The sequence below is a fragment of the Azospirillum sp. BE72 genome (genome assembly GCF_031455875.1).
Taxonomy (GTDB): domain Bacteria; phylum Pseudomonadota; class Alphaproteobacteria; order Azospirillales; family Azospirillaceae; genus Azospirillum.
Genome location: NZ_JAVDTO010000003.1, coordinates 371,869 through 397,275, shown reverse-complemented (window position 1 = coordinate 397,275; position 25,407 = coordinate 371,869). Strand labels below are relative to the sequence as shown.

Genomic DNA, 25,407 nt, shown 5'->3' with positions numbered 1-25,407 from the left:
AACGGTCAGAAGCGGGTCGAAGCGGGGGTGCCGACGACGGTCACCGGATGCGCAGGCGCGGGCGGGCGCGGGCGGATCGCCAGCCCCTTGCGCCAGAGATGCAGCGCCTCCCAATGGATGCCGGCGACCACCTTGGCGGTCATCAGCGGGTGCCGGGCCCAGGCGCGCAGGATGGCGCCATCGGTCAGCTCCACCCGCCGCAGGGCGAGCGACGCATGCAGGACCGGCCCCGCCGCGTCGGTCTGGCGGATCGAGACGGACAGCGGTTCCCCCAGCTCGCCCGAGGGTGGGCGGATGCGGAAGTGATAGGCGGTCTCCATGTCCATGAAGGGCGACACGTAGAACCGCTTGTCGCAGCTCTGGCGCACCAGCCCGTCCGCTCCGCGCTCCGCCGGGATCAGATAGGCGTGGCGCTGGCCGAAGGTGTTGCTGACCTCGTGGATGATCGCGGCCAGCGTCCCGTCGGGCCGGTGGCAGAACCAGACGCAGAGCGGGTTGAACACGAAGCCCAGCACCCGCGGAAAGCACAGCAGCCGCACCGGCCCGCCCGCCTCGATCCCGGCCGCGGCCAGCTGCGCCTCCGCCCAAGCTTTCAAGCCCCTCTCCCCTTGCGGGAGAAGGGCATCCGACCGCGAAGGGTTGCTTTCCAACGGCCCGAAGTCGCGGTCGTGGAAACCGGTCAGGCCGAAGCGGTTGTGGGCGAACAGCCGCAGTTCGCGGTCCATCCGGGGAAGCTCGTCCAGGTCGGCCAGCAGGCTGAACACACGATAGGACAGGCGGTGGCGCACCGGCTTCACCCGGTGGTGCATCACCGTGCCGACATAGAGGCCGGAGGCGAAGCGCCGCTCTTCCTGATGGCGCTCCATCACACGGCCTCCAGCCGGGTGGCGCGGGCGGCCGGCGCAGGCGACGGGCCGAGATGGATGCGGCCGGACTCGTTCGGCACGGTCCAGGGCCGGCGCAGGCCGCCCAACGCCTCGGCCACCACCAGCCCCGCCTGCACGCCGTCCTCGTGGAATCCGGCGCCGAAATAGGAGCCGGCGAACCAGGTCCGCCGCTGGCCCTGAAGGGTCCACAGCCGCTTCTGCGCCGCAAGCGCCGCCATCCCGAAGATGGGGTGGTCGTAGAGAACGCTGCGCAGGATGCTGCCCTCGCGCGGCGGATGGGACGGGTTCAGCGTGACGAACAGGTCGCGCTCCCGCGGCAGGAAGCCCTGCAGCCGGTTCATCCAGTAGGTGACGCAGACGGCGTCCCCATCCTTGCCGCCATCGCTCTGCCGGCTGAGATAGTTCCAGCTCGACCACACGGCCCGGCGTTTCGGCATCAGGGCGGCGTCGGTGTGCAGAATGGCGAGGTTGCGCTCGTAGCCGAAGGCGCCCAGCAGCCGGCGCTCCTCCTCGCCCGCATCCTCCAGCAGGGCGAGCGCCTGATCGGCGTGGGTGGCGATCACGACATGGTCATGGGCGCGCAGGTTGCCGCGGCGATCGCGCACCAGGACGCGCCCCTCCTCGCGGGCGATCCCCTCCACCGCACAGTTCAGGCGCAACGCGCCGGGCATGTCAGCCAGGATGCGTTCGACATAGCTGCGGCTCCCGCCCTCCACCGTGCGCCAGACCGGGCGGCCCTTGATCTTCAGCAGGCCATGGTTGTCGCAGAAGCGGATGAAGGCGGCGGCCGGATGGTCGCGCATCGCCTCGGCCGGGCTGGACCAGATGGCGGCGGCCATCGGCAGCAGATGGTCGCGGACGAAGGCGTCGGAATAGCCGCCGCGGACCAGGACGTCGCCCAGCGTCAGCGTCTCCGCCGCCGGCCCCTCCGACAACTCGGCCAACAGCCCCGGCGCCTCGCGATAGAAGCGCAGCAGGTCGGCCAGCATCCGCCAGAAACGCGGGCGCAGCAGGTTGCGTTTCTGCGCGAACAGCGTGCCCAGCGAGCTGCCGGCATACTCCACCCGCCCGCCGTCGAGCGAGGCGGCGAAGCTCATGTCCGTGGCGCGGGTCCGCACGCCCAGCCGGTCGAACAGCGCCACAAGATTGGGATAGCAGGGCTCGTTGTAGACGATGAAGCCGGTATCGACCGGGCCGGCACCATCGGCCTCCACCGTGTTGGCATGGCCGCCCGGCCGGTCCTCCTTCTCGTAGAGCGTGACGCGGTGCGCCTTCGACAGCAGCCAGGCCGCCGACAGCCCGGCGATGCCGGCGCCGATCACGGCGATGTCGAGCGGGGCCGATGGCGGAAGGGCGGGGTCGGAAAGCGGCATGGCGGACGGCCCTTCTCGGGGTCTTGGGCGTTATCGGGACCGGACCCTATCCGAAATGGGTAGGTCCGGCGCGAATGATCCAGATACGGCGGTCGGCCGCGGTTGGATCATGCCACGCTCGCGCTTTCCGGCGCTCCGGTCGAGTGGACGAAACGCGCACCGATAAATGTCTCACCGGCGGTGATCCGAAGCGGCAGCGTTGGCGTATCCTGGCCATGATCGCACCGCTGGCCTCACTGCTTTCGCATGCCGCCGGCCCGGCCCGGACCAGGACCGGGCCAGCCCGGCACCTGCCTGCCCCGCCTCCCGCCCGATGTCCAGACGATGCGCTGGCGGCGCGGCTGTCGGAGGATCTCGTCGCGGTGGCCTCCGGCGACCGGATTGCCTTCGCCCGGCTGTTCGGCCACTTCGCCCCGCGGGTGAAGGCCTACATGCTGAAACTGGGCATGCCGGCGCAGCGGGCGGAGGATCTGGCGCAGGACACCATGCTGTCGGTGTGGCGGAAGGCCTCGCTCTACGACCCGGCGAAGGCGGAGGCGGCGACCTGGGTCTTCACCATCGCACGCAACCTGCGCATCGACGCGCTTCGCCGCGAACGCCACCCGGAGGTGTCGGACGACGAGTTGCTGGAGCATGAGGACGACCGCCCCCGCGCCGACGAATTGCTGGACGGCGACCGCCGCGCCCGCCGCCTGCGCGGCGCATTGGCCGAGCTGACGCCGGAACAGGCGGAGGTGGTTCAGCTGTCCTTCTTCGCCGACCTCGCCCACCCGGCAATCGCCGAACGGCTGGATGTGCCGCTGGGCACAGTTAAATCGCGCCTGCGTCTGGCCATGGTCAAGATCCGCAAGGCGCTGGGAGACGACGACCGATGACCGCCCGCCAACCCACCTCTGCCCAAGCCGTCCTGCCGAACCACCATCCCAGCGACGCCCTGCTGGTGGCGTATGGCGCCGGCAGCCTCGCGGAAGGGCTGTCGCTGGCGGTCGCCGTCCATCTCGCCCACTGCCCCGACTGCCGCGCCGCCCTGGCGGAGGTGGAGGCGCTGGGCGGCGCCCTGCTGGAGGAGCTGCCGCCCGCACCGCTCGAAACCCTGTCGCTGTCCGCCACGCTGGCCCGCCTGGATCTGGAGGAGGCCCCCGCCAACCCGTGCAAGGCCGGACGGGCCGGCGCACTGTGGGTCAGCCGCCGGCCGGCCGGTCCGGGGCCACGATGCGGCCCGGCTCTTCCCGCACCGTTGAGACCCTATGTGCCAAGGGCGGCCGAACTGGACGGGCTGGCATGGCAGCGTCTGGCGCCCGGCGTCCGGCGGGTGGAGCTGATGCCGCGCAGCGCATCGGGCGGTGCCGCCCAGCTTCTGCGCATCGCCCCCGGCACCGCCCTGCCCCACCACGGCCATGGCGGGCTGGAGCTGACCGTGGTGCTGAGCGGCCATTTCGCCGATGAACTCGGCCGCTACGGTCCCGGCGATCTTGCCGAGGTCGACGGCGATACCGACCATCAGCCCATCGCCGACAGCCACCGCGACTGCATCTGCCTGATCGCGACCGACGCGCCGCTGCGCTTCACCGGGCTGATGGGGCGGCTGATGCAGCCGTTCATTGGGCTATAGGGCATCGGGCTTTAGGGCATGCGGTACTAAGGCGGCTGGCTTTCAGGTCGAACCTCCGACTCCTCATGCCACCGCTTCCAGCGGCGTCAGCCCACGTGTCAACCGTTCGACATCGCGGTCGAAGGCAGCCTGGTCGGCGTCCGACAGGTCGAACTTCACGTGCAGGCGGCCTTGCTCGCTGGACTTGATGCGGGCCGCGAGCGGCCGGGCGACGCCGTCGATGCGCAGGACCAGCGGCGCGCCGGCCGGCCGTTCGGGAGCGCCGGTCAGCATGGCGCCGCCCGACGACAGGTTGGCGATGGTGGCGCGCACCGGTGGCGCGCCGGCGCCCTCGACCGTGCAGTCGATCGACACGGCGAAGCGCGGGCGCTGGCGGCGGTCGACGTCGGTGGTGGCGGTGCGGACGACGCGGATCAGCACGTTGCGCAGGGCGTCGATGCCGCCGGCCACGTCGACGGCGACGGTCCGCACCTCGCCGGCGCGGTTCTGGGTGGAGCTCGCCTCGGCGGAGACGCGGCCGATGCGCAGCGACACCTCCTTCGCGGCCTCGCTGGTCTGGCCGACGGAGCGGGCGATCTCGTGGGTCGCCGCCGCCTGCTCCTCCACCGCCGCAGCGATGGAGGAGGAGATGCCGGCCACCTCGTCGATGGTCTCCGACACCTCGCCGACCGCGCCGACGGCCGAGGCCGTCACCGCCTCCACCTCCGCGATCAGCGAGCCGATCTCCTCGGTGGAGCGCGCGGTCTGGCTGGCGAGGTTCTTCACCTCGTTGGCGACGACGGCGAAGCCGCGCCCGGCATCGCCGGCCCGCGCCGCCTCGATGGTGGCGTTCAGCGCCAGGAGATTGGTCTGGCTGGCGATGTCGCCGATCAGCCGGGCGACGGCGCCGATGCGCTCCACCGAGGCCGACAGCCGTTCGATGGTGGAGCGGGCGAGACCGGCACGGTCCACCGCCCGGCCGGTGACGTCGGCGGCGGTGGACACCTGCATCCCGATGTCGGCGATGGCGGCCGACAGCTCCTCCGTCGCGGCGGCGACGGCTTCGGCATTGCTCAGCGCCTGCTGGGCGGCAGCCGCGACGGTCTGGGCATTGTCGCTGACCTGAACCGCCGATTCGGCCATCGCGCCGGCATTGGTGCTCATGCGGGAGGTGCGCTCCGCCACATGGTCGACGGCGACGCGGGTCTCCTGCTCCACCTTCTCCGCCATCGCTTCCAGCGCATGGCGCCGCTCCTCCTCGCCACGGCGGCGGGTCTCCTCCTGCTCGGCACGCAGCCGGGCGTTCTCCTGCGCGCTCTGCTGGAAGACCCGCACGGTATCGGCCATGTGGCCGATCTCGTCCCGGCGATCCGTCAGCCCGATCTCCACATCCAGCGTGCCGCCGGCAAGCGCAACCATGGCGCGCCGCAGCCGCTCCATCGGCCGGATCATCGCCACCTCCAGGAACACCACGCAGGCGGACGCCATCAGCAGGATGGCCAGACCAGCACCGATCAGCGTCAGGCGCAGCCCGTCCGCCGTCGCCCGCACCTCCTCGATGCCGGCGGTCAGCGCCCTCAACCGGTCGGAACTGACGGCGACCACGCTGACGCCCAGCGCCTCCAGGCTGGCGCCCAGCACCTCGGCGACGTCGTCGAACTGGCCCATCATCGGATTGCCGGCCGCCGGCCCGCCGGCGACATAGGCCTTGGCCATGCGCTGGCCCGTCTCATAGAACGGACCGAAGGCGGTGCGGGTCTTCTCGATCTCGGCGACCACCTGCGGAAGCTTCAGTTCGCGCGCCAGATCGGCGGCCCTGGCGGTGTGCTCCCCGAAGCGGCGGGCGAAATCGGCCGCCTTCGCCCCGCCGTCGTCCAGACCGTCCAGACCGCGCGTGGCCGACAGGTCGGTCAGCCATTGCTGTGTCTGCACCACGTCGTGCCGGATCTCCGCCACCAGCGACACGAGGGGGATGATCCGGCCGACCACATCGCCGGTTTCACGCTGGACATCGGACAGATGCTCGGTCTGCCGTCCCATGTCGCGCATGGTGAGGACCGAGGACAAGCCGACCGCGGCGAACACGAACACCGCGACCGCCACAACCTTCGCCCGGATTGAAATGACGTGGAGAATGTTGCCGGCAGCGACCATGATCAGGCACTTCGCACGTTAAGAGTACAAACGATTTGCGCCCTTCGACGCAAAATCACTCTAAACCGTTTCGTCACCTTCGTCACGGCAAACAGTCGAAATCGGATGAACCCTGCGTTGAACCGCAGGAAATACTCTTGGGTTATTTGATTTTTGCCATTGAGCAACAAAAATTCTAGCTGCAGAATTACTGTTGCTTCAAACCATCTCGCTTCGACTTCCAGGGCTTTCCAAAGGCTGCAGGCGCGGTGTCAGCACCTCCTTGGTGGCGGCGGCGACCTCCCCCAGCGCCTCGTACAGCGGGTCGTCGGGCGGGCAGGTGCCGGACGACTGCAGCCGTTGTTCCATCAGCGAGGCCAGACGGCTCAAGCGCACGGCACCGATGTTGGCCGCCGTCCCCTTCAGCGTGTGGGCGATGCGAAGGAGATGGGCCGGGGAATTGCCGGGCCCATCTCCCGCACCGCCCTGCCCGGCCAGCCGGTTGCCTTCCCGGATCGCGGCGATGCCGTCGTCCACCGTCTGCCGGAAGGCGCTCACCGTCCTCGCCCAGGTCTCTTCGCCGATCACCGCACGCAGGGACTCCGCCTGCCCGGCGTCGAGAAGCGGTGCGGACCGCCACAGTTCGGCATCCGCCGGAGCCGAAGCCGGCGATGGGCCCGCCGGCGCGGAGACGGTCTCCCTCGCTCCTGCGTCCGAAGAGGACTGCTGAGGACCGGCGGCGCCCGTGCCGGATGGCTCCTCCGTCCGGGATTTCGACACGCTGCCCAGCATCTCGAACAGGTCGGCCGATACGATGGGCTTGGTCAGGTAGGCGGTCATGCCGGCGGCGAGATACTCGGCGCGGTGGCCCGGCATGACGTTGCCGGTCAGCGCCACGATGGGCAGGCGGGATGCCGGACCCGGCATGGCTCGGATGTGGCGGGTGGCGGTGACGCCGTCCATCACCGGCATCTGCACATCCATCAGCACCAGATCGAATCGGTCCTCCTCCACCAGTCGCACGGCCTGCAGCCCGTCCTCCACCGCCGTCACCCGGTGGCCGGCGCGGCGCAGCATGGTGACGACGATGTCGCGGTTGATCTCGTTGTCCTCGGCCACCAGCACGCGCAGGCCGCAGGTTTCCTCCGTTCCCCACCCGCCCTGCGGCGCCCCCTGCGGCTCCGGTTCCGGGGCGCAAGGCGCGGTCGGGACGCCGTCGCACGGGTCGGCGGCGGGTTCGCAGCGCACGGTGAACCAGAAGGTGCTGCCCTTGCCCTCGGCGCTGACGACGCCGATCCGCCCGCCCATCAGCGTCACCAGTTCGCGGCTGATCGCCAGCCCCAGCCCGGTTCCGCCGAAGCGCCGGGTGGTGGAGCTGTCGCCTTGGGTAAAGCGGCGGAACAGGGTCGGCTGCACGTCCTCCGGAATGCCGATGCCGGTGTCGGCCACCTCGAACCGAAGGAAGAAGGGACGGCCCGGCACGGCCTCCCCCTCCAGCCCGACCCGCACGGCGACGCCGCCCCGTTGGGTGAATTTCAGCGCGTTGCCGACCAGATTGACCAGCACCTGCCGGATGCGCCGCAGATCTGCGCGCACGCGGTCCGGCACCGCCGGAGCCACCTCCCGCGTCAGGATCAGGCCGCGTCCGCCGGCCGTCGGTTCCAGCAGGTCGATGCAGTCGCGCATCACGGCGCGCAGTTCGAAATCCGCCGGCTCGACCTCCGCCTTGCCGGCCTCCAGCTTGGACAGGTCGAGGATGTCGTCGATGATCTGCAGCAGCGCCTTGCCCGACCGGTTGGCGACGTCCAGGAGCTGGCGCTGCTCCTCGTCCAGGTTGGGGCCGTCCACCAGGGCGAGCGCGCCCAGAACGCCGTTCATCGGCGTGCGGATCTCGTGGCTCATGGTGGCCAGGAACTCGCCCTTGGCGCGGTTGGCCTGATCGGCGGCCTCCTTGGCACGGCGCAGGCTGGCCTCGATCTCGCGCTGGGCGGTGACGTCGCGGAGCGCACCGGTGACATAGCGGCGGTCTCCTTCCCGCCAGCCGGCCAGCGACGCCTCCAACGGGAACTCGCTGCCGTCCTTGCGCCGCCCGGTCAGTTCCTGCACCTCCGACCGCGGGGTGTCGCCGCCGCTGTCGCGATATGTGGCCAGAAGCCCGTCGTGGACCGCGCCGACGGCGGCCGGCATCAGCCGGGTCATCGGTCCCCCCAGCACCTCCGCCGCCCGATAGCCGAACAGCCGCTCCGCCGCCCGGTTGAAGGCGTCGACGGTGCCGTGTTCGTCGATGGTGACGATCGGCTGGCCGACCGCCTCGAACATGGCGCGGTAGCGCGCCTCGCTCGAGGCAAGCCGGTTGGCGGCCGTCTCCCGCTCGGTGATGTCGGTGGCGGAGCCGCGATAGCCGCGGAATTCACCGCGCCGATCGAAGATCGGCCGGCCGCTGACGCTGAAATAGCGCGGCCCGGCCGCCGTCATCACCCGGTAGCGGAAGTTGCGGAACGGTTCCCGCCGTTCCATGACGCGGCGATGCTCCTCCCACCTGGCGGCATCCCCCGGCTCGCGCAGGGCGATATCCTCCCGCCGCAGGCCGATGGGCAGAGAGCCGTTGGCGATGTGCGGGACCAGCGGACCGGCCAGGCCGGAAAAGCGCAGATCCGCATCCATCTCCCAGAACCAGTCGGACGCCGTCTCCGCCTGGTCGCGGAACCGCTCCTCGTTCTGGGCGAGGCGCCGGGCGAGCGCGGTGAGCCGCGCCGTCTGCCGCGTCGCCAGCAGGGCCAGCCCGAACAGGCCGACGCTGCAGACCGTCGCTCCCAGCAGGTAGATCCGCTGCCGCCGCCGGGTATCGGCCATGAAGGACGCCTCGTCGAAGGCGGCCGTGACGATCAGCGGATAAGCCGACAGGGTGCGGTAGGATTGCAGGCGCAGAATGCCGTCGATCACGCTGGCGGTGCGCAGGAAGCCGGTGGGTTGGCGGCGCGCCATGTCCAGCGTCGCCGAATCGTTCACGTCACGGCCGATGATGCGGTCGTTCATCAGGGAACGGGCGCGCAGGATGCCGTCCGTGCCGACGATCGCCACGGCACCGTTCGGACCGACGTCCAGTTCCTCCAGCGAGCGGCTGAAATAGAAGGGATCCATCGACGCGACCAGCACGCCGGCGAAGCTGCCGTCCTTGCGGTCGATGCGGCGTGTCAGCTGGATCGACCATTTGCCGGACGCCCGGCCGAACACCGGCTTTCCGATGAACAGGCCGGTCTTGGGATTGTTGGCGTGGACGCGGAAATGCTCGCGGTCGGCCAGATGGACGCGGGCGGGGGCGTCCTCCACGCTGGTGTAGGTAAGGTCGCCATGTTCGTCGATGATCGCGAGCTGGACCAGGATCGCCGACCGTTCCACCGCCTGCCGCAGCATCCGCGACACGCCGTGGCTCCACACATCGCCGTGCTCGCGGAAGTCGTCGATCAGGAACAGAAGGATCTGGTCGGCCTCGGCGATGGTTCTGTTCGCCTGTTCGGCCACGACGCGGGCAAGATTGCCGCCGTCGCGCTCGGCCCGCTCCATGGCCTCCGCGTCGTCGTAATGGACGAGCATCAGGGATGCCGCCCACAGGCCGGCTGCGATCACCAGGGTCGCCGCCCAGACGGCGGCGATGAAGCCATGCTGCTGAAGCCGCTCCCCCATCAGCCGCGCTCTCCGCCGGCCCGGGCTCTGTCCGGCCCGCCCGCCGCGAGCGCCGCCACCCCACGCGCCAGCCGCGGCAGGTCCACCGGCGTCGGCAGCACGAGGTCGGCAGGTCCGCACGGGGCTTCACCGCCGTAGAGGACACAGGGCAAATCGCTGCGCAATTCCTTGATACGGCCAGCCAGAGCCATGCCCGCGGGCAGCGCGCTCAAGCCCGGCCCGATCACCACCGCATCGAAAAAGCCCGGCTCCTCGGCGACCACGTCCAGCGCATCGCGCAGATCGTCGCAGACGGACACCTCGAAGCCCTGCCGTTCCAGACCGGTCTGGAACCGGTCGCCCGACGCCGGGTCGGCCTCCACCACCAGAACCTGGAGCACCGGTGCCTTGCGCTGCCGCAATGGGGGTACGGGGGCTGCCGGCGCGGGCTCCGGCCGGGGAGGTGAAACGGCGGGAATGTAGAGGCGGATGGCCGCGCCTTCGACAGGATGGGTCAGCAGGCTGAGGCCGCCATCGTGGCGCCGCGCCGTCGACAGGGCCGTGGGCCAGTCGCCATCCTCCCGCGCCGGCTGGCCGCGCCGGTAGCGCGTGCGGACGGACAGCAGCGGGTCGACCAGGGCGAACAGCAGGTCGTCGGCCAATGGCGCGCCGTTGACGCGCAGTTCGAACAGCGTATGCAGGCCTTCCCGCGGCTGCAGGAGCCGGCGCACATGCCAGCCGGCGCCCGCCGCGTCCTCGCCCTCACGCGAATCCGGGTCTCCGCCGGCAGCTTCCCTGTGGGACCCCCCGCAAGGCGGGCCGCCGGGAAGGCCGGAAGAGCCGGACCGCAGGCAGAACCGCAAATCGGTGCCTGCACCGGTCGCCAGCACGATCTCCGCCACCAGTCCGGCCAGCGTCCGCGCCAGCATCCCGGCATCGCAGAGGGGATCGGGCGCGGCGGGGTCGAGCCGGACCGCCAGGCAGGCCGGCGTCGCCGACGCGGTGCGCAGAAGGGCAGCGGCCTCGTCCAGCACCTTGCCCGCCCGCTCCTGGACGACGGCGGCCGGCTCCATTCTTGCCGCCGTCACCAGACGGCGGAATTCCGGGCGGGCGCGTTGAACAGCCTTCAGAATTCTCTCGGCATAGTCGGCCTGGGGCGAGTCGGCCGGCAGGTCGGCGGCGAGGAAATCGGCATAACCGGCCACGGCCCCCAGCGCGTTGTTGAGGTCGTGCACGATGGTGCAGGCCAGTTCGGCACGGGCGTCCATCGCCGCCATCTGCTGGGCGCGCAGCGCGGCCGACATCCGGAGCCGCATCTCGTGCAGCGCCTCCTCCAGCGCGGCGATCCGGGCGGCGTCCGCGGCGCTTCTCGCCTGTGCATTCCCTTGCTCGGCCAGCGGGGAAGCGGTGGGCGGTGTGGTGGGCGCTAGGCGCTGCTGCACCGGTCCCGCCGGCCGGCGGTGTGCGGCCCAGCCACGGAAAAGCGCCAGCCCGGCTGCCGCGCCGGTGCCGGCGGCAACCAGGGGAAGCGCCCAGGGGGCAGCACCGCTCAGCGGGTCGAGCACGGGCAGGAGCAGCACCGCCGCACCTGCCAGCGCGGCCAATGCCGGCGCCGCGACGGCATTGCCGGACGTATCTCGGCCGGCAGCAGGTGCAGGGGCCGGCGGAACGGTCGGCCGTGGCAGGGAATGGTCGGATGGGCTCATCGGCGACTCGGGAGTGCGGCCATTTGCGGTTGCGCCCCCGCCTTGTGGCGGACCTGACGGCGGGCGGGGCAGGAGACGCGACCGGATGGAGAGGGACTATACCAGAAGGGTGGGGATAGCGCCGCTGGGATCGGCCCTATGTGTCACCCTGGCCGCCCCGCTCCCAAGGCGGCCCCGCCCGGTCAGGACGACGCCTCGTCCAGGCTGCGCGACAGCAGTCCCGCCTGCTGGGCCCGGCGGACGGCATCGGTACGGTTGCGGGCACCCAGCTTGCGCAGAATGCGGCGGGTGTGCAGCTTGACCGTCACCTCCTGCAGGCTCAGATGGCGGCCGATCTCCTTGTTGGTCGCCCCGGTGGCGAGCATGGACAGCACCTGCTGTTCCCGGTCGGTCAGGGGGGACGACAGCACCCCCTCCCCCTCCGCCACGGGATCCTCGGCGTCGTCCGCCTCGTCGATGTCGAGCGACAGGTCGGTCATGTGCATCAGGTCGAGCGCCACGCATTTCGGCACGAAGCTGCCGCCCTCCGCCACCAGCCGGAGGGCCTGCGCCAGGACGCGGCGCGGCGTGGTCTTCGGCAGATAGGCTTCGGCACCGCAGCGCAGCACCTCCAGCGCGGTCAGCGGGTCCTCCGCCCCCGTCACCACGGCGACCGGTCCTTGAATCCCGGCTTGGCGCAGCACGCTGACCGGGTTGCTTCCCTCGGCACCCGGCATGCGCCAGTCCAGCACGATCAGGTCGTAACGGAAAGCCGGGGCGGGTGCGCCGTCGGGAACCTGCCGCACCGCCGGCAGTTCCAGCAGCGAACCGATGCAGCCAACCTCGGCATCCGGCCAAGCCTGCCGGACCGACAGCTCAAGCGCATCCCGGAACAGGGGATGGTCGTCTGCCACCAAGATCTTCATCAAACAGCCTCCGCCAACCCTCGGCACCCGCCCGATTCGTTATATCAGCATTCCCCCTTATGCCGGTCGAAATCTTAAGTTTTCGTGGCTTCCATATATTTCACGTCGGTCACATTGGAACATGCTTCAGCGAAGCCACTCCTTGCCGCCCGCGGGATAATATCCCCACTATCCTATTTTCTGATCCTGCTATCCCAGACTCAACCGCCGCGGAGGGTCGCATCCGGTTATGGTGAGGCTCAGCGATCCTATCCAGCGCAGCCCGCCGGCATCAAGGCGGGCGACGGAAGCGGCGACCATGGACATGACCCTATACGAGTTGCGGGCGCATCCCGCCCCCTCCCCCGCGACCGCCGCCGACCCAAAGCCCGGCACCATCCTGCTGGTCGACGATGATCCCGATTTCCGCGGGATGACCCGCATCGCCTTCACACGCGCCGGCTACACCGTCCACGAGGCCGAGAACGGCAACGCCGCCATGGCGATCCTGGCCGGCCAGACCGTCGATCTGGTCGTGACCGACATCATCATGCCCGAGGCCGATGGATACGAGGTGATCCTGCGGCTGAAGGAACAACCATCGCGCCCGCCATTGATCGCGGTAACCGGCGGCAGCCTGCGGCTGCGCATGGAGCTGCCGGGAATGGCCCGACTGCTGGGGGCCGACGCGGCGTTCGAAAAGCCGGTCGACCTGTCGGCCCTGCTGGCGGAAGCCGGCCGGCTGATCGCCGCCCGCAAGGAAGGTGCCGCCGGATGAACATCCTCATCGTCGACGACGACCGCACCAACCTGTTCATCATGGGCGCCATCGTCCGCCGTCTGGACGATGCGGAGCCCATCGCCATGGACAACCCGCTGGACGCCATGGAGTGGCTGCGCGGGAACGAGCCCGACCTGATCCTGCTGGACCAGATGATGCCGGACATGGACGGCATGGAGCTGCTGCGCCACATCCGCGATGATTCGCGGCTGGACAATGTTCCGGTGGTGATGATCACCGCCAACACGGCGGTGGACATCCGGGTGCGGGCGCTGGACGAGGGCTGCAGCGATTTCCTGACCAAGCCGATCGTGGTACCGGAGGTGCAGGCCCGCCTGCGCAACCTGCTGGCCCTGCGCCAGAGCCGCGCCCTGCTGCGCGACCGCGCCGCCCTGCTGGCCGACGAGGTGGAGCGGGTGACCGCCGCCCTCCAGCGCCAGGGAGAGGAGCTGGTCAACCGCCTGTCGCGCGCGTCCGAATACCGCGACCCCGAAACCGGCGCCCATATCGAGCGGATGGCGCTCTATTCGCGCCTCATCGCCGAGGCGGCGGGCTGCGGCGGCGCCTATGCCCATGAACTGCAGAAGGCGGCGCCGATGCACGACATCGGCAAGATCGGCATCGCCGACATGATCCTGCTGAAACCGGGGCGGCTGACGCCTGAGGAGATGACGGTGATGCGCCAGCACGCCGCCATCGGCCACCGTATCCTGGCCAACAGCGACATCCCGCTGCTGCGGCTGGCGGCGGAGATTGCGCTCAGCCATCACGAGAAGTTCGACGGCAGCGGCTATCCCAACGGTCTGTCCGGCACCGCCATCCCGCTGTCCGGCCGCATCGTCGCCATCGCCGACGTGTTCGACGCCCTCACCTCCACCCGGCCCTACAAGCGGTCGTGGACGCTGGAGGAGGCGCGCAGCTTCATGATCGAGCAGCGCGGCCGCCACTTCGACCCCGCCCTGCTCGACGCCTTCCTGTCGCGCTGGGACGAGGTCTGCACCATCCACCGCGAGAATGCCGACGACCTGCCGGAGATCGTCCCGGAGGATGCGTGACGACCGGCGGCACACTCAGTTGACGATGCGCCCCTAATTGACAATACGCCAGGTACCGTCGGGCTGCAGGCAGGCGGTGCCGTAGACCGGCTGCGACCGGCCGCCGACCATGGCGCGGCTCTGGTATTCGCGGCATTGCTGACCACTGCGCGAGTAATAGACCGGGCCGGCCGGATCGACGCCGATGGCGGCGGGGGGCGGGTTGTAATACTGCACCACCGGAGGCGGTGGCGCATAGACCACCGGTGGCGGCGCGTAATACTGCACCACCGGCGGAGGCGGCGCGTAGTAGCGGTAGGGCTGGTAATAGCCGTAACCCGGGAAGATCGGCCCGAAGCCGATGCCGACCGACACCGACGTGCGCGCCTGCGCCGGTCCAGGAACCAAGGCCACCGCAGCGGCAACCGCGGTCGCCATCATCACAGAACCCAGGGCAAACGCCCTCCGCACCGTCTTCATCATCCGTCTCCCGGTCGCGACACCCGGCGGTCCCGCCGCAGACATGCCCGACAGGGCATCATACACCGGCCCCGCGGCGCATCACAGGGGCTGCGCGCGGGGCCATATGCGGGCCGATCGGATCGATCAGATGTCGAGCGGCAGGTTGTCGGGGTCGAAGCCCAGCTGCTCCACGATGGCGCGGGCGAGCGGGATGCTGGTCTCGAACCGCCATTCGGCCATGCCCGGCCGGTATTCCGACACGTTGGGACGGCCGTTGGCGAAGCGTCGCGGGTGCAGCTCGTACCAATAGATGTCGCCGAGCGCGACGCCCTGTTCCTTCGCATAGGCTTCGGCGATGCCGGGCCAATCGTTCACGGCCGGCTGGGGCGAGCCGGCCGCCTTGACGATGTCGGTCTGTTCCAGGAAGGCGACGATGCGCTTCCCCTCGCGTTCGAAATCGGCGACCCGGATGGTGACGGGCTGCTTTCCCTCACGCTGATAGGTCCACTCGCGGTTCTTTTCGACCAAGGCCTTGTCCACGGCAAATGCTCCGGTTCACTCCTGCAAAGGCTAACCGACCGGCCCGCCTTAAGCCAACTGTTCCGTTGCCTTATCCGAACGAGCCCCTAGCCCTCGCGACCCCGTGCCCCCCGGCACGGCGGATCAAAGGTTACCAAAGCACGACGCTTTTTCTTTGTACACGGGAATTGTAACGCCCAGCCTCCGCCGGGCGTCCTTCTTTCCTTGCGGCTCATACCGTTCGGTCAATCCGCCTTTTCAGTATCCAAGCGTCATGCCGTCGGGATTGCGGGGGTCGGAATAGCCGTACAACCCGTCCTCGCGCAGCTGGATGGTCTGGGTGCGGCCCATCGTCGGCTTCACCGCCACCTTGTGGCCCATCTGCTCCAGCAGGCGGATCGTGTCGGGGCTGAGGCCCTTCTCCACCCGCAGCTCGTCGGGGGTCCACTGGTGATGGACGCGCGGCAGGGCAGCCGCCTCGGCCGGGTTCATGCCGAAGTCGATGTGGTCGATCACCGTTTCCATGGTGGTGGTGATGATGCGGCTGCCGCCGGGGCTGCCGGTGACCAGCCAGGGCTTGCCGTCCTTCAGCACGATGGTCGGCGACATGGAGCTGAGCGGCCGCTTGAAGGCCTGAATGGCGTTGGCCTCGCCGCCGATCAGCCCGAAGGCATTGGGCACGCCCGGCTTGGCCGAGAAGTCGTCCATCTCGTTGTTCAGCAGGATGCCGGTGCCCGCGGCGACGATACCGCTACCGAAATTGAGGTTCAGCGTGTAGGTGGTGCTGACCACGTTGCCCCGGCTGTCCGCCACCGAATAATGGGTGGTCTGATCGCTCTCGTAGGGCGCCGGCTTGCCGGGCTTGATGCTGCTGGCCGGGGTCGCCTTCTCCGGATCGATCTTCGCCGCCAGTTCGTCGGCATATTTGCGCGAGGTCAGGCCCTTCACCGGCACCTTGGTGAAGTCGGGGTCGCCCAGATATTCGGAGCGGTCGGCATAGGCGAGCTTCATGGACTCAGCCATCAGATGGATCGACCGGGCACTGGCCGGGCCGTACTCCTTCAGCGGCCAGCGCTCCAGCATGTTCAGCATCTGGATGATGTGCGTCCCGCCGGAGCTGGGCGGCGGCATCGACTTCACCGTATAGCCGCGGTAGCTGCCGCTGACCGGCTCGCGCTCCACCACCTTGTAGGACTTCAGATCCTCCTTGGTGACATAGCCGCCATGGCGGGCCATCTCCGCCGCGATCTTCTCGGCGATCTCCCCCTCGTAGAAGGCCTTCGGCCCCTGGCGGGCGATCATCTCCAGCGAGTTGGCGAGGTCGGGGTTGACCAGCGTCTCCCCGGCGGTCAGCGGGCCATCGCCCTTGAAGAAGACGGCGCGCGTGGCGTCCCATTTGGCCAGATGGTCGCGTTCGACCTCCAGCAGGCCGGCAAGCTGCGGGGTGACGGTGTAGCCTTCGCGCGCCAGCCTGATCGCCGGGGCCATCACGTCGGGCAGCGGCATCGTGCCGTATGTTTCCAGCGCGTGGGCAAGCCCGGCGACCGTGCCGGGAATGCCCACCGCCAGATGGGTGTAGAGCGAGCGGTCCGGCACGACCTTGCCCTGGGCGTCCAGATACATGTCGCGGAAGGCCTTGGCCGGTGCCATCTCGCGGAAGTCGATGGCGACGTCCTTCCCGCTGGCCGCGTCATGGACGATCATGAATCCGCCGCCGCCGACATTGCCGGCGTTGGGCAGCACCACCGCCAGCGCGAAGCCGACGGCGACCGCCGCGTCGACCGCATTGCCGCCGCGCTTGAGGATGTCGACGCCGATCTCCGTCGCCAGCCGGTGCTCCGAGGCTACCATCCCGTTCTGCGAACGGACGGGATAGAAGATGTCGTAGCCGATGTCGTAGCGGACCGACGGCGGGGCCGAGGTGGTGGTGGGGGCAGCTGCCGGAACCTGTTGAGGAGCCTTCTGGGCAAGGACTGGAGCCGGCAGGACCAGGGGCAGGACCAGGGCCGAGCCGACGCAGAGCGCCGCCACCGCCGCGATGGAGGAACGGGACCGTAAAGCGGGAAACCACATGCGGTGAATCTCCTGAGCGGGACGACAGGTCGGGGGCTGCAACCCGGGCCCCGCAGGATGTCACACCCGCGGTCCCCGGTCTTCACCCCGTCGCTGGTCTACCCAACAATTCACCATCAGGGTTAATGGCGTCGCTCATCCCCGTGAATGGACTGTGACGGCCGGTGAATGGATTGCGACGCGGCTCACGGCGCGGCCGTCATTCCTGTCGGCAAGGGGCACTCAGTAGGTCTCCGCCATCCGCGACCGGCTCATGCTGCCGGAGCCGCCGTCGAAGGAGCCGTGGGAGCCATCATGGCCCAGGGCGTCCTGATGGCCGCCGGACAGGCGCTCCTTCACCGGGCAGTGGCCGCTCATGCCGCGGGCGACCAGGGCGGCCCCGACCAGCCCCATGATGGCGCCGGGAATGCTGGCGCCCTTGCGCAGGCCGCCCGCCGCGACGGCAAGGCCGAGACCGGTCGAGACGATGCGCTCGCCCATGCCCATGTTGGTGTGGCCTTCGAAGACGCTGTCATAGGCATGGCGGATCGAGGATTGGGCGTTCATGGCTGCTCCGGAGGAAAATGGGGGTGGGATGCCCCTTCCAACGCGGTACATCCCCGTCTGTTCCCTCCCCTGCCGCCACCCCGGCCGCCCCCCGGCCGTTGCCCAAAGGCCGCGGGCGTTCAGTCCTCGGCCGCCGCCATGTGGCGGATGGAGCGGGCCAGCCGCGACGGTTCCACCGGCTTGGACAGTACGGTCAACGCCACTTCCTGGGCTGCAGCGGTGGTGGTCAGATCCTGGGCATAGCCGGTGACCATCAGGATCGGCGTGGCATCCTTCCTGGCGCGCAGGGCGCGGGCCATGTCCAGCCCGGTCATTCCCGGCATCATGTGGTCGGTGACGATCACGTCCGGCCGGAAGCCGTGGTCGAGCAGGGACAGCGCCGCCGCCGCGTCGGCCGCCTCCCGCACCGAAAAGCCGGCCTGCGCCAGATATTCGGCGGTGGCGGTGCGCACCAGTTCCTCGTCATCCACCAGCAGGACGGCGCAGCCGCCCCCGGCACCGACATCGCCCCCGGCACCGATTCCGGTCGCGGCAGTGTCCCCCGCTCCCATTCCGCCAGCCGACGCGGCGGCCGGATCCGTCAGGGCGCGCGGCAGGTAGAGCGTCACCGTGGTGCCACGCCCCGGCCGGCTGTCCAGCTCCACCCCGCCGCCCGACTGGGTCGCCAGCCCATGCACCATGCTGAGCCCGAGGCCGGTGCCGCGCCCGACCTCCTTGGTGGTGAAGAAGGGTTCGAAGGCGCGGGCGGCGACCTCGGCCGGCATGCCGGTGCCGGTGTCGCACACCCGCAGCACCACATAGTCGCCGGCGGAGAGGTTGGGCACCGCGTCGGCGGCGACCGTCCGGTTGGCTGCCGTGATCCACAGGGTGCCGCCGCCGGGCATGGCGTCGCGGGCGTTCAGTGCAAGATTCAGCAGGGCCATTTCCAGCTGGGTCGGGTCGATCATCGCCGCCCATAGGCCGGGGGCGACCTCCACCTCGATCCGCACCGACTGGCCCAGCGTGCGGCCGAGCAGGCGGCTGATCCGCTCCACCAGCCCGGCGACGTCGACCGGGATCGGCCGAAGCTGCTGCCGGCGCGAGAAGGCCAGCAGATGCTGGGTCAGGGTGGCGCCCCGCTCCACCGCCTGCAGGGCCAGACGGGCCGGGCCGGTGATGCGCTCGTCGTCGCTGCGGCTGTCGATGACATGCAGGTTGATGCCGATGGCCTGGAGCAGGTTATTGAAATCATGGGCGACCCCGCCGGTCAGCTGGCCGATCGCCTCCATCTTCTGACTCTGGCGCAGGGCGTGCTCCGCCTTTTCGCGCCCCTCCACCGCAAGGCGGGCGGCGTCCATCGCCTGGGTCGCCGCCTCGTAGGCGCTGAACTGGCGGGCCAGCGCCCATAAGGACAACAGCAGCGCGGCGACACCGATGGTGCCGGCGGCCCCGATGGTCCAGGCCTGGATGCGCCACTCGCTCAGCACCGCCTCCAGCTTGCGGGTGACGTTGACGACCAGCGGATAATCGGCCAGTGCCCGAGTCGCCACCATCCGCGGTCCGTCATTCAGCCCGATGGGAGCGAGATAGACGCCCGACCGGGCCGTCTGCAGCACCTCCAGGAAGAGGCGCTGGCCCAGCGGACGGCCGATGTCGGGCAGGAACGGATAGCGGGCCAGCAGGATGCCGTCGCGCCGCCACAGGCTGATGCTGCCGTCGCCGTCGGGCTGCAGCGCCTTGTACAGCCGTTCGAAATAGCTGAGCTCGATGGCGCCCAGCACGAGGCCGACGAAGCTGCCGTCCGGCCCGCTGATGCGGCGGGCCAGATAGATGGTCCAGCTGCCGTTGCCGCGGTTCTGCACCGGTTCGCTGATGAAGGGCTCCGCGGTGTCGTGGTCGCGCAGATAGGCGAAGTAATCGCGGTCGGCCACATTGACCGGCGGTATCGGGTAATAGCGCGAGAAGTTGATCAGGTGCCCGTCGGCCGCGATCATCGTCACCGCGTCCAGTTGCGGCAGGCCGGAGATCCGCGCCCGCAACATCTGGTGGGTGTCGCGCCCGCCCATCCGGCGGACATAGTCGCCGGGCGTGGCGATCCCTTCCGACTTCATCTGATCGATGATGGTGGCCAGGACCAGATCGACGCTCTGCATCGCGCGGGTCGTCTGTTCGGCCAGCGACAGGTTCAGGGTCGACAGCTCGCGCTCCGCCCCCTCCATCTCGCGCTCGTGCATGCTGCCGATATAGTGGACCGTCGCCGCCAGCAGGACGGCGACCGACAGCCCGCCGATCAGCAGAAGGAGGCGCAGCGGTCGGCTGGCGCGCAGATGGACCAGCCACTGCCCGATCGGGGACTTCGGCAGCCCACCGTCCGGTTGCGCCATCCTGTCGGAAGAGATCAAGGCAGGCCTATGGTGTAGTGTCTAACTTATCAACTGGAATGATCCGGACGCCATAGCGTCCCGTCAAGACCGTCAAGGCTAATAGGACCTTGACGGCCGCCATCAGGGCGGCACCGGATCAGGCGCGCGCCCGCATGGGCCCCGGCAGCTTCAGCACCGACAGGGCAAGGCCGGCGAAGACCAGCAGCCCGCCGGCCAGCTTGGCCGCGGTGAAGGTCTCGCCCAGAAGGAGCGCGCTGGAACTCATGCCGAAGATGGGCACGAGCAGCGAGAAGGGAGCGACGAGGCTGGCCGGATAATGCCGCATCAGGAAGCCCCAGGCGGCGAAGCCGAACAGCGTCGCCCCCGCCGCGATGTAGACCAGCGAGCCGACGCCGACGACCGTCAGGGTGGTGAAGGCGTGGGCGATGCGCTCCGGCCCCTCCAGCGCCAGCGACATCGCCAGCAGCGGCAGCGGCGGAATCAGGCTGACCCAGACCATCAGTCTGAACAGGTCGGGCGCCTTGGCCTGCTTCATCACGATGTTCGACACGCCCCAGGCTGCTGCCGCCGCCAGTGTCAGGGCAAGGCCGAGCAGCGAGTCGCCCGCCGGCATCTCCAGCGCGATCAGGCCTACTCCGGCGAAGGCGACGACCATGCCGGCGATCTGCCGCGGCCCCGGCCGGTCGCCCAGCATCAGGGCGGCGAAGATAGCGGTGAAGAAAGCCTGCGCCTGGAGGACCAGCGAGGCGAGCCCGGCCGGCATGCCGACGTCGATGCCCAGGAACAGCAGCGGGAACTTCACCACCCCCAGCATCACGCCGATGCCGATCACGAACCGCCAGGGCACCGGCGGCCCCTTGGCCCAACCCAGCACCAGGATCGGCAGCGCCGCCAGCGCGAAGCGCAGGCAGGAGAAGAGCAGCGGCGGGAAATCGCGCAATCCGACCTTGATCGCGACGAAGTTGAAGCCCCAGACGGCGGCGACCGCCACCGCGAGCAGAATGTGGGAAGCACGCATGATCGGCAAGCTAAACGGGCGCCGCCGGACCGGTCAATCAGAGGTTGGACGTTCCCGTCGCGGGGCTGACCTGCGCGGTCCAGTCAGGGATCGGCATGCAGGATCCGGCATTCGTCCGACGCGTTGATCGCCCAGGACGACCCCGCCAGCACCATCGTGCCGATATCGCCCAGGCCGCTGCTGCGGAAGCTGACGCGGCGGGCGCGGGCGAGCAGTTCCAGATCCTCAAGGTAGCTCTTGGTCGGGATGGCGACATAGAGGCTGCCGTTGGGCAGGCCGCGGGCACTCAGCGACATCCGCGATCCCTGGTCCAGGCTGGCCGTCAGGTCATAGCGCTCGCCGGGCTTCACCGCCGCGCCGCTGTCCGACGGGGTGAAGCCCGACAGGATGAAACCCGATTCGGTCGAGGCGGTGCGGAAGGTCAGGCGCGGAGCGGCATCCTGGCCGACCGCAATACCGCGCTCCGCAACGCAAAAAGCCTTGCCGCCAGAGGGCGTGTGGATGGTGACGGTCCAGCCCTTGCCGGCGCTGAAGGGCTTGGCCGGTCCGTCCGGCAGACCCGCGGCGGGCGGCGGCGGGGCCGGAGGAGGAGGCACCGTCTCGCAGGCGGCGAGCGCCAGCACGAGGCCGGTCAACAGGGCCAAAGGCGTCGCCGCCCGGACGGCGCGGCGGCTCATGAAGGCCGGCCGCAGTCGGACGACGGGTGCAAGGTGCAGCCGATCCATCGCGGCGTCCTCCCCATCCCTGAACGTGATGCGGCGATCTGCATACCACGTTCGCATGCATCCGGCGACCGTCGCGGCGACCGCCCCGCCTGTGCTAGAACCGGGGGCCCTGTCGCAGCAAGCCCTTGGTTGCCATGCCCCACGCCGACTTCATCCACCTGCGCGTCCATTCGGCCTATTCGCTGTCGGAAGGTGCGATCAAGGTGAAGGAGCTGGTCAAGCTCTGCCTCAAGCAGCAGATGCCGGCCGTCGCGGTCACCGACACCGGCAACCTGTTCGGTGCGCTGGAATTCGCGCTGGCGGCGTCCGATGCCGGCGTTCAGCCGATCATCGGCACCGTGCTGGGCATCACCCGCGTCGGCCCGGCCCAGACGAAGCCCGGCCTGCCCGGCAAGGCGGCGGCCACTCCCGACCAGATCGTCCTGCTCTGCCAGAACGAGGAGGGCTACCGCAACCTGACGGCGCTGGTGTCCAAGGCCTTCCTCGAATCGGACCCGCTGGCCGGCCCGCAGGTGACGCTCGACGCGCTGGAGGGGCGGTCCGCCGGGCTGATCGCGCTGACCGGCGGCCCCGGCGGCTCCATCGGCCGGCTGCTGCACGAGGGGCAGAAGGACTTGGCGCTCGACGTTCTGGAGCGCCTGAAGCGTCTCTTCCCCGGCCGCCTCTATGTCGAATTGCAGCGGCACGAGGGCGGGCGCGGCCATTTCGCTGCCATCGAGAACGCCATCGAGCCGGCGCTGATCGACCTCGCCTATGCCCATCACCTGCCGCTGGTCGCCACCAACGACTGCTATTTCGCCACCGCCGACATGTACGAGGCGCACGACGCGCTGCTCTGCATCGCCGAGGGCGCCTATCTCAGCCAGGAGGACCGCCGCCGCCTGACCCCCGACCACCGCTTCAAGTCGGCGGAGGAGATGCGGCTGCTGTTCGCCGACCTGCCGGAGGCGGTGGACAACACGGTCGCCATCGCCCGGCGCTGTTCCTTCCTGCTGAAGCCGATCAAGCCGATCCTGCCCCCCTTCGCCTGCGAAGGCGGCCGCACCGAGGACGACGAGCTGCGCGCCCAGTCGCGCGCCGGCCTGGAGATGCGGCTGGAGAAGGTCGTCTTCACGCCCGACATGACGCCGGAACAGCGGGAGGAAACCCGCAAGACCTATTTCGAGCGGCTGGAGTTCGAGCTGGACGTCATCGTCAAGATGAAGTTCCCCGGCTACTTCCTGATCGTGTCGGACTTCATCAAATGGGCGAAGAACCACGACATCCCCGTCGGTCCGGGCCGCGGGTCGGGCGCCGGTTCCGTCGTCGCCTGGGCGCTGACCATCACCGACCTCGACCCGCTGCGCTTCGGCCTGCTGTTCGAGCGGTTCCTGAACCCCGAGCGCGTGTCGATGCCCGACTTCGACATCGACTTCTGCCAGGACCGCCGCGAAGAGGTCATCCGCTACGTCCAGAACAAGTACGGCTACGACCGCGTCGCCCAGATCATCACCTTCGGTAAGCTGCAGGCGCGCGCCGTGCTGCGCGACGTCGGCCGCGTGCTGCAGATGCCCTACGGTCAGGTCGACAAGATCTGCAAGATGGTGCCGAACAACCCGGCCAACCCGGTGACCCTCCAGCAGGCGCTGGACAGCGAGGAGATGCTGCGGCAGGCGCGCGACGGCGACGACACCGTGCGCCACCTGATCGACATCGCGCTGAAGCTGGAAGGGCTCTACCGCCACGCCTCGACCCACGCCGCCGGTGTGGTGATCGGCGACCGTCCGCTGCAGGAACTGGTGCCGCTCTACCGAGACCCGCGCTCGGACATGCCCGTCACCCAGTTCAACATGAAGTATGTCGAACAGGCCGGTCTGGTGAAGTTCGACTTCCTCGGCCTGAAGACGTTGACCGTGCTGAAGACGGCGGTCGACCTGATTCCCGAGAAGCCGGACCTGACCACCGTCCCGCTGGACGACGAGAAAAGCTACCAGCTGCTCAGCCGGGCCGAGGCGACCGGCGTGTTCCAGCTGGAAAGCTCGGGCATGCGCGACGTTCTGCGCCGGCTGAAGCCGAACCGGCTGGAGGACATCATCGCGCTGGTGTCGCTCTACCGTCCCGGCCCGATGGACAACATCCCGAAATACATCCGGGTGAAGAACGGCGAGGAAAAAGCCGACTACATGCATGACAGCCTGGAAGGCATCCTGAAGGAAACCTTCGGGATCATGATCTACCAGGAACAGGTCATGCAGATCGCCCAGGTGCTGTCCGGCTATTCGCTGGGCGGCGCCGATCTTCTGCGCCGCGCCATGGGCAAGAAGATCAAGGAGGAGATGGACAACCAGCGCAAGATCTTCTGCGACGGCGCAGAGGCGCGCGGCGTGAAGGCCGAGCTGGCCAGCCTGATCTTCGATCAGGTCATGAAGTTCGCCGGCTACGGCTTCAACAAGTCCCACGCCGCCGCCTATGCCCTGGTCGCCTATCACACGGCGTATCTCAAGGCGAACCACCCGGTGGAGTTCATGGCGGCGTCGATGACGCTCGACCTCGGCAACACCGACAAGCTGAACGTCTTCCGGCAGGAACTGGCCCGGCTGCGCGTCAAGCTGCTGACGCCGGACATCAACAGATCCGACTCCATCTTCGGGGTGGAGCAGCTGGCCGACGGAACCAAGGCGGTGCGATACGCGCTGGCCGCGGTCAAGGGCGTCGGCCAGCCCGCCATGAGGGCGGTGGTGGAGGAGCGGCGGAAGAACGGTCCGTTCAAGAGCCTGTTCGACTTCGCCCGCCGGCTGGATTTGAAGACCATCAACAAGCGCCAGCTCGAAAATCTCGCCTGCGCCGGCGCCTTCGACGGGCTGAACCCCAACCGCGCCCAGGTCCATGCCGCGCTGGAAACCATCATCCGCTATGCCCAGGCGGAGGCGGCGGAGCGCGACAGCGGCATCGGCAACCTCTTCGGTGGGGGCGGGGGCGGCCTGCCCGAACCGGATCTGCCCAAGGTCAAGGATTGGGAACCGCTGGAGAAACTGAAGCACGAGTTCGGCGCAATCGGCTTCTACCTGTCGGCCCACCCGCTGGACGCCTATTCCGGCCCGCTCGGCCGCATGAAGGTGGTGCGCTCGGCCGATTTGGCGAACGTCGCCAAGTCCGGCGGCATGACCCGCCGCGCAATGGCCGGCATCATCGTGTCGAAGAAGGAGAAGACCTCCAAGTCCGGCAACCGCTTCGCCTTCGTCGAGCTGTCGGACGCCGCCGGCGGCTACGAGGTCACACTGTTCTCGGAAATCCTGGCGGCCAACCGCGCCCTGCTGGAGCCGGGCAACGCGGTCCTGCTGACCGTCGATGTCCAGTTGAACGGCGAAGAGATCCGCCTGACCTGCCAGGAGATCAAGCCGCTGGAGGAGGCCGTCGCCTCGGTCAGCGCCGGCCTGCGCGTCGTCCTGCGCGACCCTACCCCGATCGAGCATCTGCGCGCCACGCTGGACCGGCTGTCCCGCGGCAAGAGCCGGATCAACGTGCTGGTGGAGATCGACCCGCTGAAGGAGGTCGAGATCGAGCTGCCCGGCAGTTACACCATCACCGCGCAGAGCCGCTCGGCCCTGAAGGCGGTGCCGGGCGTGGTCGAGGTGGCGGAGTTGTAAGGACCGGCGGGCGGAGGAGGAAG

At 69.2% G+C, this 25,407-nt stretch carries 18 protein-coding genes; 5 read left to right on the top strand and 13 right to left on the bottom strand.

Going from position 1 to position 25,407, the window contains the following annotated elements; genetic code table 11:
* Positions 1-5 precede the first annotated feature (5 nt).
* Together J2Y49_RS13390 and J2Y49_RS13385 are read right to left on the bottom strand one after the other, a co-directional pair.
* A complete protein-coding gene (locus J2Y49_RS13390) occupies positions 6-866 on the bottom strand; it encodes a DUF1365 domain-containing protein (protein ID WP_310115345.1) in 861 nt (286 codons plus the stop codon).
* Positions 866-2,260, bottom strand: a complete 1,395-nt coding sequence (locus J2Y49_RS13385) for an FAD-dependent oxidoreductase (protein WP_310115344.1) — start codon at positions 2,258-2,260, stop codon at positions 866-868. The genes J2Y49_RS13390 and J2Y49_RS13385 overlap by 1 nt, the downstream gene beginning before the upstream one ends.
* Positions 2,261-2,475: 215 nt before the next feature.
* Between J2Y49_RS13385 and J2Y49_RS13380 the strand changes: the two genes are divergently transcribed.
* Entirely contained in the window at positions 2,476-3,135 is a 660-nt protein-coding gene (locus J2Y49_RS13380) for a sigma-70 family RNA polymerase sigma factor (RefSeq protein ID WP_310115343.1), read from the top strand.
* On the top strand, positions 3,132-3,872 hold the full coding sequence (locus J2Y49_RS13375) for a ChrR family anti-sigma-E factor (RefSeq protein WP_310115342.1): 741 nt from the start codon (positions 3,132-3,134) through the stop codon (positions 3,870-3,872). The genes J2Y49_RS13380 and J2Y49_RS13375 overlap by 4 nt, the downstream gene beginning before the upstream one ends.
* A gap of 63 nt (positions 3,873-3,935) precedes the next feature.
* Here J2Y49_RS13375 and J2Y49_RS13370 read toward each other — a convergent pair whose 3' ends face one another.
* From J2Y49_RS13370 to J2Y49_RS13355, 4 genes are all read right to left on the bottom strand, one after another.
* Entirely contained in the window at positions 3,936-6,005 is a 2,070-nt protein-coding gene (locus tag J2Y49_RS13370; RefSeq protein WP_310115341.1) for a methyl-accepting chemotaxis protein, read from the bottom strand.
* A 198-nt stretch (positions 6,006-6,203) separates the two neighbouring features.
* On the bottom strand, positions 6,204-9,668 hold the full coding sequence (locus tag J2Y49_RS13365; protein WP_310115340.1) for a PAS domain S-box protein: 3,465 nt from the start codon (positions 9,666-9,668) through the stop codon (positions 6,204-6,206).
* The gene (locus J2Y49_RS13360; RefSeq protein ID WP_310115339.1) at positions 9,668-11,353 is read right to left on the bottom strand and encodes a histidine kinase dimerization/phospho-acceptor domain-containing protein; all 1,686 of its coding nucleotides are present in this window, start codon (positions 11,351-11,353) and stop codon (positions 9,668-9,670) included. Before J2Y49_RS13360 ends, J2Y49_RS13365 begins: the two co-directional genes overlap by 1 nt.
* 182 nt (positions 11,354-11,535) lie before the next feature.
* Positions 11,536-12,258 carry a response regulator transcription factor gene (locus tag J2Y49_RS13355; protein WP_310115338.1) on the bottom strand — a complete coding sequence of 241 codons (723 nt, stop codon included), beginning with the start codon at positions 12,256-12,258 and terminating at the stop codon, positions 11,536-11,538.
* A 298-nt stretch (positions 12,259-12,556) separates the two neighbouring features.
* Here J2Y49_RS13355 and J2Y49_RS13350 point away from each other — a divergent pair, with 298 nt between their 5' ends.
* Both J2Y49_RS13350 and J2Y49_RS13345 read left to right on the top strand, forming a co-directional pair.
* Positions 12,557-13,015, top strand: coding sequence for a response regulator (locus J2Y49_RS13350; RefSeq protein ID WP_310115337.1), 459 nt, complete (start codon positions 12,557-12,559; stop codon positions 13,013-13,015).
* Entirely contained in the window at positions 13,012-14,073 is a 1,062-nt protein-coding gene (locus tag J2Y49_RS13345) for an HD domain-containing phosphohydrolase (protein ID WP_310115336.1), read from the top strand. Before J2Y49_RS13350 ends, J2Y49_RS13345 begins: the two co-directional genes overlap by 4 nt.
* A gap of 33 nt (positions 14,074-14,106) precedes the next feature.
* Here the strand turns inward: J2Y49_RS13345 and J2Y49_RS13340 are convergent, their stop codons facing one another.
* From J2Y49_RS13340 to J2Y49_RS13310, 7 genes are all read right to left on the bottom strand, one after another.
* Positions 14,107-14,490 (bottom strand): hypothetical protein, encoded by a 384-nt coding sequence (locus J2Y49_RS13340; RefSeq protein ID WP_310115335.1) that lies wholly within the window; start codon positions 14,488-14,490, stop codon positions 14,107-14,109.
* Between the two features lie 168 nt (positions 14,491-14,658).
* Positions 14,659-15,054 carry a hypothetical protein gene (locus J2Y49_RS13335; protein WP_310115334.1) on the bottom strand — a complete coding sequence of 132 codons (396 nt, stop codon included), beginning with the start codon at positions 15,052-15,054 and terminating at the stop codon, positions 14,659-14,661.
* Positions 15,055-15,291: 237 nt separating this feature from the next.
* Positions 15,292-17,106: a gamma-glutamyltransferase gene (ggt, locus tag J2Y49_RS13330; protein WP_310115333.1), complete on the bottom strand. Its 1,815-nt coding sequence runs from the start codon at positions 17,104-17,106 to the stop codon at positions 15,292-15,294.
* A 222-nt stretch (positions 17,107-17,328) separates the two neighbouring features.
* The gene (locus J2Y49_RS13325; protein WP_310115332.1) at positions 17,329-17,652 is read right to left on the bottom strand and encodes a DUF2892 domain-containing protein; all 324 of its coding nucleotides are present in this window, start codon (positions 17,650-17,652) and stop codon (positions 17,329-17,331) included.
* Positions 17,653-17,771: 119 nt separating this feature from the next.
* Positions 17,772-20,015: a response regulator gene (locus J2Y49_RS13320; protein WP_310115331.1), complete on the bottom strand. Its 2,244-nt coding sequence runs from the start codon at positions 20,013-20,015 to the stop codon at positions 17,772-17,774.
* Positions 20,016-20,151: 136 nt separating this feature from the next.
* Positions 20,152-21,033 (bottom strand): EamA family transporter, encoded by an 882-nt coding sequence (locus J2Y49_RS13315; protein ID WP_310115330.1) that lies wholly within the window; start codon positions 21,031-21,033, stop codon positions 20,152-20,154.
* 83 nt (positions 21,034-21,116) lie between these two features.
* The gene (locus J2Y49_RS13310) at positions 21,117-21,758 is read right to left on the bottom strand and encodes a hypothetical protein (protein WP_310115329.1); all 642 of its coding nucleotides are present in this window, start codon (positions 21,756-21,758) and stop codon (positions 21,117-21,119) included.
* Positions 21,759-21,892: 134 nt separating this feature from the next.
* On the opposite strand from J2Y49_RS13310, the gene dnaE reads away from it, so the two are divergent.
* The gene (dnaE, locus tag J2Y49_RS13305) at positions 21,893-25,384 is read left to right on the top strand and encodes a DNA polymerase III subunit alpha (protein WP_310115328.1); all 3,492 of its coding nucleotides are present in this window, start codon (positions 21,893-21,895) and stop codon (positions 25,382-25,384) included.
* The last annotated feature ends 23 nt before the right edge of the window (positions 25,385-25,407 follow it).

Bases quoted from the DNA above. Each gene is read 5' to 3' on its own strand.
- J2Y49_RS13350 (WP_310115337.1), top strand. From the start codon at position 12,557: ATGGACATGACCCTATACGAGTTGCGGGCGCATCCCGCCCCCTCCCCC.
- J2Y49_RS13355 (WP_310115338.1), bottom strand. From the start codon at position 12,258: ATGAAGATCTTGGTGGCAGACGACCATCCCCTGTTCCGGGATGCGCTT.
- J2Y49_RS13310 (WP_310115329.1), bottom strand. From the start codon at position 21,758: ATGGATCGGCTGCACCTTGCACCCGTCGTCCGACTGCGGCCGGCCTTC.
- J2Y49_RS13385 (WP_310115344.1), bottom strand. From the start codon at position 2,260: ATGCCGCTTTCCGACCCCGCCCTTCCGCCATCGGCCCCGCTCGACATC.
- dnaE (WP_310115328.1), top strand. From the start codon at position 21,893: ATGCCCCACGCCGACTTCATCCACCTGCGCGTCCATTCGGCCTATTCG.
- J2Y49_RS13365 (WP_310115340.1), bottom strand. From the start codon at position 9,668: ATGGGGGAGCGGCTTCAGCAGCATGGCTTCATCGCCGCCGTCTGGGCG.
- J2Y49_RS13380 (WP_310115343.1), top strand. From the start codon at position 2,476: ATGATCGCACCGCTGGCCTCACTGCTTTCGCATGCCGCCGGCCCGGCC.
- J2Y49_RS13320 (WP_310115331.1), bottom strand. From the start codon at position 20,015: ATGGCGCAACCGGACGGTGGGCTGCCGAAGTCCCCGATCGGGCAGTGG.
- J2Y49_RS13315 (WP_310115330.1), bottom strand. From the start codon at position 21,033: ATGCGTGCTTCCCACATTCTGCTCGCGGTGGCGGTCGCCGCCGTCTGG.
- J2Y49_RS13325 (WP_310115332.1), bottom strand. From the start codon at position 17,652: ATGAACGCCCAATCCTCGATCCGCCATGCCTATGACAGCGTCTTCGAA.
- J2Y49_RS13375 (WP_310115342.1), top strand. From the start codon at position 3,132: ATGACCGCCCGCCAACCCACCTCTGCCCAAGCCGTCCTGCCGAACCAC.
- J2Y49_RS13370 (WP_310115341.1), bottom strand. From the start codon at position 6,005: ATGGTCGCTGCCGGCAACATTCTCCACGTCATTTCAATCCGGGCGAAG.
- J2Y49_RS13340 (WP_310115335.1), bottom strand. From the start codon at position 14,490: ATGGCGACCGCGGTTGCCGCTGCGGTGGCCTTGGTTCCTGGACCGGCG.
- J2Y49_RS13345 (WP_310115336.1), top strand. From the start codon at position 13,012: ATGAACATCCTCATCGTCGACGACGACCGCACCAACCTGTTCATCATG.
- J2Y49_RS13390 (WP_310115345.1), bottom strand. From the start codon at position 866: ATGGAGCGCCATCAGGAAGAGCGGCGCTTCGCCTCCGGCCTCTATGTC.
- J2Y49_RS13360 (WP_310115339.1), bottom strand. From the start codon at position 11,353: ATGAGCCCATCCGACCATTCCCTGCCACGGCCGACCGTTCCGCCGGCC.
- ggt (WP_310115333.1), bottom strand. From the start codon at position 17,106: ATGTGGTTTCCCGCTTTACGGTCCCGTTCCTCCATCGCGGCGGTGGCG.